At 72.2% G+C, this 8,531-nt stretch carries 7 protein-coding genes and 1 pseudogene; 6 read left to right on the forward strand and 2 right to left on the reverse strand.

Annotated elements, in window-relative coordinates:
- The 6 genes and pseudogenes from D7V93_RS31030 to D7V93_RS31050 all read left to right on the forward strand — a co-directional run.
- Positions 1-649, forward strand: a pseudogene (locus D7V93_RS31030) (hypothetical protein); the annotation flags it as partial.
- A gap of 51 nt (positions 650-700) precedes the next feature.
- Positions 701-1,750 (forward strand): hypothetical protein, encoded by a 1,050-nt coding sequence (locus tag D7V93_RS31035; RefSeq protein ID WP_120646823.1) that lies wholly within the window; start codon positions 701-703, stop codon positions 1,748-1,750.
- A 31-nt stretch (positions 1,751-1,781) separates the two neighbouring features.
- Complete coding sequence (locus D7V93_RS31040) at positions 1,782-3,086, forward strand: hypothetical protein (protein ID WP_120646824.1); 1,305 nt, start codon at positions 1,782-1,784, stop codon at positions 3,084-3,086.
- Positions 3,087-3,106: 20 nt separating this feature from the next.
- On the forward strand, positions 3,107-5,080 hold the full coding sequence (locus D7V93_RS45315) for a hypothetical protein (protein WP_158623902.1): 1,974 nt from the start codon (positions 3,107-3,109) through the stop codon (positions 5,078-5,080).
- A gap of 60 nt (positions 5,081-5,140) precedes the next feature.
- Positions 5,141-6,235 carry a hypothetical protein gene (locus D7V93_RS31045; protein WP_120646825.1) on the forward strand — a complete coding sequence of 365 codons (1,095 nt, stop codon included), beginning with the start codon at positions 5,141-5,143 and terminating at the stop codon, positions 6,233-6,235.
- A 16-nt stretch (positions 6,236-6,251) separates the two neighbouring features.
- The gene (locus D7V93_RS31050) at positions 6,252-7,232 is read left to right on the forward strand and encodes a DUF4438 domain-containing protein (RefSeq protein WP_244237624.1); all 981 of its coding nucleotides are present in this window, start codon (positions 6,252-6,254) and stop codon (positions 7,230-7,232) included.
- A 13-nt stretch (positions 7,233-7,245) separates the two neighbouring features.
- On the opposite strand, the gene D7V93_RS31055 is transcribed toward D7V93_RS31050, so the two are convergent.
- On the reverse strand, positions 7,246-7,563 hold the full coding sequence (locus tag D7V93_RS31055) for a response regulator transcription factor (RefSeq protein WP_244237625.1): 318 nt from the start codon (positions 7,561-7,563) through the stop codon (positions 7,246-7,248).
- An 86-nt stretch (positions 7,564-7,649) separates the two neighbouring features.
- Positions 7,650-8,531 (reverse strand): hypothetical protein (locus D7V93_RS31060; RefSeq protein ID WP_341870974.1); only part of this gene is annotated, 882 nt, incomplete at its 5' end.

The following is an 8,531-nucleotide window of genomic DNA, read 5'->3' on the forward strand; positions in this document are numbered from 1 at the left end:
CCCCTGGGGGCGGGTCCTCTCCGCGGGCATCGGCGCCGCCCAGGGGCTGATGGAGGGCCGTGGGGTGCGCGGCGCGCTCGCGGGGGCCGTGGGCGGACTCATCCCTGGCGCGGGAGGAAGGCTGGCGTCCTCGTTGCTGCGCGGCGATGGCGCGGACGACGACGCTTCGCTGGATGCGCTCGCGGACATGACGGACGCGTTGCAGGTGCCTCCCGCCGTGGCGCTTCCGCTGGGTGCGGGCCTCGCGGCACGCGTGGTGAGCCGGCAGGCGGTCCCCCTGGGCACGGCACGCGGCGCCGCCGCCCAGCGCGTCTTGCACGCACGCACGCAGAGGCTGGAGCGGTACCTGATGCAGGTGGCCCGGCGGGTGCCGGGCAGCGTGGGAAGACGCCTGCGCGTGCTGCGCGCCATCGCCTGGCTCGCGGCCAGGAACCTGAACCGCCGGGAGCCCGGCGAAGCCCTCGGCGCCCTGCCCCGGGTGGTGCGGGGCGCCAGCCGGCGGGTGCTCACGCGCGTGGCCCGGGCCCCCGGGTTCGGCGTCGTCGCCCCGCGCGTGGCGGCGCAGCGGGTGCGGGCACGGCAGCAGCTGCTGCGCCGAATCCCCGTCTCCGCCGTCAGCGCCGTGCGCCTCCGTCCGGCGCGCGCCTAGGGCAACCCATCCCACACATTCATGACGTCTTCAGGACAAGGAGGAGTACCCATGCAGCAGCCTTTCGAGGAGGAGTTTTCTGGCCAGGCCGATGAGCTGTCCGACCTGATGGCCGAGGGCGAGGAGGGCTTCGAGGGTGAAGGCTTCGAGGCCGAGGGCATGGAGGGCGAAGGCTTCGAGGCCGAGGGCATGGAGGGCGAGGGCTTCGAGGGTGAAGGCTTCGAGGCCGAGGGCATGGAGGGTGAAGGCTTCGAGGGCGAGGGCTTCGAGGCCGAGGGCATGGAGGGTGAAGGCTTCGAGGCCGAGGGCTTCGAGGGTGAAGGCTTCGAGGCCCAGGGGGCCGACGCGCTGGACGATGCCTTCGCCGAAGCCATGGCCGCCCAGGACGAGGACGAGTTCATGCGCACCCTGACCGGCGCCCTCAGGAGGGCCAAGCCGGCGCTTCCGAACGTTGGCCAGCGCGCCCTGCCCTTCCTCGGGCGGCTGCTGCAGACGGTGGGCCCGGTCGTGTCGGGGCTGCTCGGCGCGGATGCCATGGACGGCTTCGCGGATGCCGCGGCGGACTACGCCAGTGATGACGACATGGAGGCGTTCACGCGGGTGCTGGGTGGGCTCGCGGGGCGCCACGTGGTCCGCGCGACGATTCCTCCCGCGCGCCGCCGCCAGCAGCCCCAGCAGGCACGGGCGTTGGGGCGGGCCGTGGGCCAGATGACGTCGCAAGTGGCCCGCAGACTCACCCGCCAGTTCGGCGCGCGGGCGCTGCCGGCGGTGACGCGCATCGTCCGCCAGGTGACGCGCCAGGTGCGCCAGCAGGGCGCCAGCCCTCAGGCGGTGCCGCGGATGATCCGCCGCATCGGCGGCCGGGTGGCCGCCAGTCCGCGCGCGGTGCGCAGGCTGGCCCGGCCGACCCCCGCCGCGCGGCAGCTCCGGGTGAGCGCGGGGATCCGCCGTCCCGGAACCGGCATCGGCACCGGCATCGGCACCGGCATCGGCACCGGCATCGGCACCCGCCCCCGGATGACCACCGTGATTGGACGGCGAGGCCAGCGCTGGCCTCGGACCATCGTGCTCCGGGGCCCGGTGCGCATCGTCGTGAGGTGAGTCTCAGCGAGTCGGCGGGGAGGGAGGGCACATGGCGGACGCGCTTCAGCAGTTCCTGCGGGCCAAGGTCCAGAGCATCACGTTCCGCGCGGGGAGGCTGTCACGCCTCACCCCGCAGGACGTGGGGATCCGGCCACGCGACGTCCCCTATGCGCCCTCCGCCGCGCACTTCGCCGCGGCCAACATGCGGCTGGCGGAGATCGACCAGGGCGTGCGCAGGGCCGTCGCGCGCCTGAACGGCCGGCTCCAGGGTTCCCCTCCCCGGCCGCAGGAGGTGCTGGAGCGCAACGCACTGGTGGAGCGGGAGATCGACCGCGCCCGCCGCGCCTACGGCCTCTTCTTCGACGTCTTCAGCCAGCGGGGCACGCGGTTCGCCCCGGCGCTGGCGGCGTGCGACGTCATCGCGGTGGACTGCTTCCAGGCCATCCGGCGGGCCGCACCGGGGCTGCTGGCCGGCCCGATGCTCAAGCCGCTCACCTACCTGGAGCACGGCTTCTCCCCGGCCACCTTCCGGCGGGGCGTGTTGTTGCGCCGGCTGCTCGGGGAGCGCAACCCGTTCCCGCTCATCCGCGTGCCCTACGAGCGCGTGGAGGCGCCCTGGGGCATGGGCGTCATCCTCCACGAGATCGGTCACAACCTGCAGGCGGACCTGGGCATCTGGCAGGAGACGGAGCAGGCCCTCCAGCGGCGCGTCCAGGGCGTCACGGGCAACCCGTGGCTCACGCGCCTGTGGGGGCGCTGGCACAAGGAGATCTTCGCGGATCTCATCGCGTGCCTGCTGGGCGGGCCCGCGTCGGTGCACTCGATGAAGGACTTCCTCGCGTACCCGCCTTCGCGCGTGCTGACGTTCCATCCGCTGAGCGCCCACCCCACGCCGTACCTGCGCGTGCTCATCCAGGCGGAGATGCTCCGGCGCATGGGCTTCGCGCGGCAGGCGCATGACGTGCGCGACAACTGGTACCGGCTGTACCGCGCGCGACTGCCCGGGGCGCGCATCCCGGGGGTGCTGCTGCGCACGGCGTCCCGGCTCATCCCGCACGTGGTGGACGAGCTGGCCTTCCAGACGCGCCGGGGGCTCGCGCAGCGCGCGCTGGTGGACGTGGTGCCCTTCGGGCCGGCGGATCAGGAGCGGATCCTTCAGGCCGCCGAGTCCCTGGCGCGGGGGAGCCTGCCCACGGGGCTGCCTCCCCGCTACGCGGTGAGCGCCAGCCGAGAGGCGCTTGAGCGGAGGCTGGCCCCACCCGAGCAGATCTCACGGACGGTGCTCAATCATCTGGTGAGGCTTGGCGCGCGGGATGCGCGGACGCCAGGCGCGAGCGTCACGCTGGCCGCATGACACGACCTCAAGGAGGGACGATGTACGAGAACACGAAGGGGCGGATCCCCGCGGCTTCCATGGAGCTGACGTCGACCGCGAAGACGAAGTTCGACGAGTTCCTGCGCCGGCAGCTCGGGGTCACCGACGCGCGCGACCCCAAGTCGGTGGTGAACGCGCTGCGCAAGCTCTATCCGACGACGGCCGCGAGGCTGGATGACGAGAGCCGGGGCCAGGCCATCCGCGTCCAGGCCACGCCCGAGCCCGCCGTGGGGATGATGTCCGCCGCCATGGACTCGCCGGCCCTGCGGCGCTTCCGGGAGCAGCGCGAGGCGCTGGCGGAGGACCTGGAGCTCGCGGTGGAGCTCGCCTCGAACCGCGACTTCAAGGCGCTGGTGAGCGGGTGGCGCGACTCCATCCTCGCGGAGGTGGACGAAGGCGAGGTCGCGGCGAACCAGGCGGTGGATCCGGTGGCGCGCGACCGGACGTTCTACTCGGTGCGCAAGCTGGGCGACTGCGCGCGGGTGGGGCGCATGGTGGGGATGATCAACCCCACGGTGAGCCCGGAGTTCGGCCGGCTCGCGTCCACGCTGGACGAGTCCTCCATGCTCCTGCGGGTGCTGGCGGGAGAGGCGCTCTTCCGCGCGGGCTTCGACCGGGGCGGCAACGTGTTCCAGGTCGCGCTCACGGAGCTGCGCCAGCGCCGCGAGGCGCTCATCCACTCGCTGGAACAGCTCACGTCCACCGGCCAGGGCGGCCAGGACGGAGCCGACGACTGGGGGGATGGGCCCGCGTCGTACGGCAGGCTGCGGGAGCGGCTGCACGCGAAGGGCCACGCGGACCTGCGCGCCATCGTCCGGCCGGAGGCGATGTCGCGGCTGCTGGACGTGCTCCTGAACCACGTCCCCCGGATGCAGTCGCAGGGCCTGCGGAGCATGGCCTCCACGGTGCCCATGGAGCTGCTCCAGCTGCGGCGACTGCGTGACGCGGCGGCGGGCCTGATGGACACCTCCGTAGGCTCCCAAAGCGTCCGTGGGCTGGGCGCCACCGCGCCCCTGGTGAGCTTCACGGAAAACCTCACGCTCTTCATCAACGCCTTCGAGCGGCCCAACGCGGGGGCCCGGCTGCTCAACCTGGTGCTCCCCGCGCCGCTGGCCTTCCGCGAGCAGGACGGCAAGGAGCAGGCGCTCAATAAACTCTTCAGCGACCGGGCGCTGGTCCAGCAGGACCTGGATGAGCTGCAGATGGATCCGACGACCACCGACGAGTTCTGGGAGGAGATGGCGCGGCTCGACCGCAAGCTCTACCACACCGACCGCATCATCGACCTGTACCTGCTGGACTACGACGAGGCGACGGAGCCCGGCGACGACCGCGTGCAGCTGCACAAAGAGATGCTCCGGCAGTTGGACGATGTGGAGACGACGGTCTTCAAACTGGAGCCGGTGTTCCTCCGGGAGCAGTGCGGGCTGGAGGAGGATGCGCTGGAGCTGGCGAAGAGCCTGACCCAGGGCTCCGCGGAGCGGACCGAGGACATCGAAGCGGACCGGCGCCGCAAGTTCGGCATCCAGGACGACGCGCACTGCAACACCGGCGAGGAGTACCAGCCGCCGCCGCCGGAGCGCGTCTCGCTGGACCGGCTGGAGCGTCACTTCCTGGTCGGAGTGGGTACCCAGGTGACGACCGGCCCCCAGACCACGCCCTCCAAGGCCGGACCGCCGAGGGCCTCGGGGCCCGCGGTGACCGATGGGACCGCGCCCAACCTGGATGAGGTGTCAGCGCTCATCCGGCAGAACCGGGCGCAGATCATGACGGAGCTGGAGCAGCGGCTGGAGGCCCAGGGGCCGGAGCTGGCCCGGCAGCTGGAGCAGGCGTTCGCGGATCAGCTCAAGGCCGTGGAGCGGCTGCTGGCCGGCAAGGGCGTGCCCGCCACGGACGACACCCCGCAGGCGATCAACGGGATCTCCAAGGAGCACCACTCCCGCCGCCACGTCCGCCATCCGCGAAAGACCTGAGCGCGTGTCCCAGGACCGCAAACCCAATCCTCTCACCTTGATTGAACCAGGTGGCATGCCATGAGCATCGGTACGGCAGAAGCCCTGCAACGTCTCTTCTCGCAGTGGAAGCGAGAGGTCCTCGCCAACGTCGCTTCGGATGTCGAGCGCGCGGAGCTGCAGAAGCAGCTCGCGCTCCGGGAGGGAGAGCTGCTGGCGAGCGCCTCGGATGGCTCGACGGCGTCGCTCTTCTCGGACCTGATGGGGTTGGGCAAGGAGGGAGCACCGTCCTTCGACTCCATCAGCCGGCCGATGCTCGTCCAGGACTTCGACGAGTCGGTCATCGAGACGCAGCTCCACGCGACCGCGGAGCTCTATTACATCTACCAGCACGACCGGATGAAGGTGTTCCAGGTGGCGGGCGCGCTGCGGCGGCTCTTCCATGACGGGCGCATGCGCATCCAGCGCGGGCCCGGCGCGCGGGCGCTGTACCTGATGGAGAAGCACGAGCCGCTCCGCTACAAGCCCCGGGACCGGCAGCTGGCGTACCGGCGCGCGTTCAACTACGGGCAGCTGGCGCCGCCGCCGGGCGCGGTGATGTTCCGCAACTTCCACCGCGAGTTCGTCGCCTTCGTGTCGGCCATCGCGCAGTACTTCCGCGACCTGCTGATTGGCGAGGTCATCCGCGGCTCGCAGCACCTGAACGAGCGGCCCTTCGCGAGCCAGGCCACCATCCAGCGGCTGGGCACGGACATCCGCTGGCAGATCGACCGCGCCACCTACGGCAACATCCTGGCGCTCACGGTGGAGGTGGGCGAGTACCTCAAGTCCATCCTCGACGCGCTGGAGACGCCCGACATCAAGAAGGCCTTCGACGCCAATACGAAGTGGGACGTCATCGAGGCGGTATCGCAGCGCTACCTGGGCGGCACGGGAGAGATCTCCCAGCGCTCGAAGATGGCGGACGCCGGACGGCTGCTGCTCAACTTCATCGCGGACAACCCGTTCAAGACGCGAGACTTCAAGGACTTCCAGACGGAGGTGATGCCGCTGGGCCCGGTGGCCGAGGAGTGGATCGCCGCGTACCGGATGTCGCCCGAGGGCCGCACCTTCACCGGCGTGACGCCCACCCTGCGCCGGACGCTCAACATCCCCAGCGCCGCGGCGATGCGCTGAAGGGACGGGGGCCGCCATGGACACGGACGTGGGCGTGGACGTCGAGCAGACATTCGCGATGGAGCGCGGCACGCGTGCGGCCACGGCGCCGCGCACCAACGAGGCGCGGCTCGTCGCCGTGTCCGTGGGGGGGCAGGTGTCCCATCCCATCGTGCGCGCGTCGCCCTACCGCATCGGCCGGGACGGGACGCTGCGGCTGGTGCCCGGCAGCGGCGGCATCGTGCTCAACCGGCGCGTGGGAGACCCCGCGGTGGGGCTCGCGGCGGACCACATGGAGGCGGGCGTGTCGTTGCACAACAACGGCCGCGAGGTGGTGGGCCCGCGCAACGGCCCCAACCAGGCGCTGATGTTCTACGCCTGCGTGGGCAACCGGGCGCGCGTGACGACGGGCCCCATCGCGGGCGCCGAGGGCACGGTGGTGGGCAAGCACGGGGGCATCAACCACGTCATCGTGGACTTCACGCCCGACGTGAAGCGGCGGCTGCTCATCGGGGACCGGGTGCAGCTGGACGCGTATGGGCAGGGGCTGGAGCTGCCGGACTTCCCGGAGGTGCGCGTGCAGAACCTGTCGCCCCGGCTGCTGCGGCGCTGGGGCTTGCGGACGGCCCGGGGGCGGCTGCTCATCCCCGTCACGCACACGGTGCCCGCGGAGCTGATGGGTTCGGGCATGGGGCGCCCCGAGGGTGTGCTCGGAGACCTGGACATCCAGCTGTCGGATCCGGGGCTGGTGCGGCGCTTCCGGCTGGGTTCGCTCCGGCTGGGGGACCTGGTGGCGGTGTGCCCGCTGGACTACCGCTTCGGCGCCTCGCGGCGGCCGGGCACCGTCACCGTGGGGGTGGTGGTGCACTCGGACAGCCAGGTGGCGGGACACGGCCCCGGGATGACGCCGCTGCTGATTGCTCCCCTCTCGCGAGTGCAGCTCATGCGGCAGCCGCAGGCCAACCTGGCGTTCGTGCTGGGCTTGCGGCGGAGCGTGCCCCGGCTGGCGCGCGGCTGAGGGCCGCTGCGCTTCAGGGGTGCGGCACGCCGTAGCAGCGCGAGACCATGGCCGCCCGGGTGTCCACCCCGAGCTTCACGAAGATCCGCCGCAGGTGGGCCGCCACGGTCCACGTGCTGATGCCCAGCTTCGCGGCGATCTGCTTGTTGCCCAGGCCCGCGCAGACGCAGGAGACGACCTGCCGCTCGCGCGCGGTGAGCAGCCGCAGGTCGGACGTGGGCTCCGACTTCGGCTCCTGCTTCGGCTCCGGGAAGGACGCCGGCACCAGGTGGTAGCGCTGCCCGTCGATGATCAGCTCCCCGGCCAGGACGGAGTTTCGCGCCTCCGGCATGGCGGCGGCTCCCGGCTCGGAGATGACAAGCAGGACATGGCTCCCGGGTTGAAGTGGCGTCCGCATGGTGTTCCTCGCGGTGCGGTTCAGGGAGCGTCCGCGAGCTCGGGAGAGGCCAGGATGCGCCAGACCTCGGCGGCCTCGCGACCGCGTCCGGCGGCGCGCAGACTTTCCGCGAAGAGCTCGCCCGCGTGCTCACCCGAAGCGGGCTGTCCGGCCCGTTCGCGTGCGTGCGCCATGAGCCGCGTGACGCCCCGGCGGCCGAGCCGCAGCTCCGCGTGGAACAGCAGGGCCAGCGCGCGCGCTGTCGAGAAGGGCCCGCCTGTCGCATCCATGGGAGCCGCCCCCGGCGCACCGGAGGCCAGCAGGGGGCGCAGCACCTGCGCGAGGAGGGACTCGAGCTGCGCGAGCTGTGCTCCGCGCTCCCGTCCGGCCTGGGCCAGCGCCGCCACGAGTCGCGGATCCTCCCCGAGCAGGGCCAGCGCTTCGCACCCCTCGGTGGGAGGTGCGCTCCGCAGGCCCTGCAGGCGCAGCGCCGCGGGCTCGGGTGGATGCTCCGGGGTGACGTCGATTCCCAGCCGGCCCAGCCGTGCCTCGAACGCCGCGGGCTCACGCCGCTTCCAGTGGGCCAGCGCGGTGATGAGCGTGGGCCCTGACAGCGGCCACGCGCCCCAGCGCAGCTCGCCTCCGGACTGGGAGTCCCAGGCCACGGCGTCGAACGGGCTGCCGAACCACGCGAGGACGAACTCCAACGCGCATGCGTGGGGCTCGGTCAGACCGAGTCCGAGGACTTCCTCGCGTGACGGTGCGCAGGGGCCACGCACCGCGACGGTGCCACGGTGGACGAGCCGGCCGTTTTCGTTGCCCAGGACGACCCGCGCATCATCCGGAGGCAGGGTGACCACCTGTCCCTGGAGCCGGAGCTCCTCCCGCGCGGCACGCAGGGGATTGGGAGGAGCCTCCTGTGG

The organism is Corallococcus llansteffanensis, assembly GCF_003612055.1.
GTDB lineage: Bacteria > Myxococcota > Myxococcia > Myxococcales > Myxococcaceae > Corallococcus > Corallococcus llansteffanensis.

Coding starts and splice junctions, on each gene's coding strand:
- D7V93_RS31040 (WP_120646824.1), top strand. CDS start 1,782: ATGGCGGACGCGCTTCAGCAGTTCCTGCGGGCCAAGGTCCAGAGCATC.
- D7V93_RS31045 (WP_120646825.1), top strand. CDS start 5,141: ATGAGCATCGGTACGGCAGAAGCCCTGCAACGTCTCTTCTCGCAGTGG.
- D7V93_RS31050 (WP_244237624.1), top strand. CDS start 6,252: ATGGACACGGACGTGGGCGTGGACGTCGAGCAGACATTCGCGATGGAG.
- D7V93_RS45315 (WP_158623902.1), top strand. CDS start 3,107: ATGTACGAGAACACGAAGGGGCGGATCCCCGCGGCTTCCATGGAGCTG.
- D7V93_RS31035 (WP_120646823.1), top strand. CDS start 701: ATGCAGCAGCCTTTCGAGGAGGAGTTTTCTGGCCAGGCCGATGAGCTG.
- D7V93_RS31055 (WP_244237625.1), bottom strand. CDS start 7,563: ATGCCGGAGGCGCGAAACTCCGTCCTGGCCGGGGAGCTGATCATCGAC.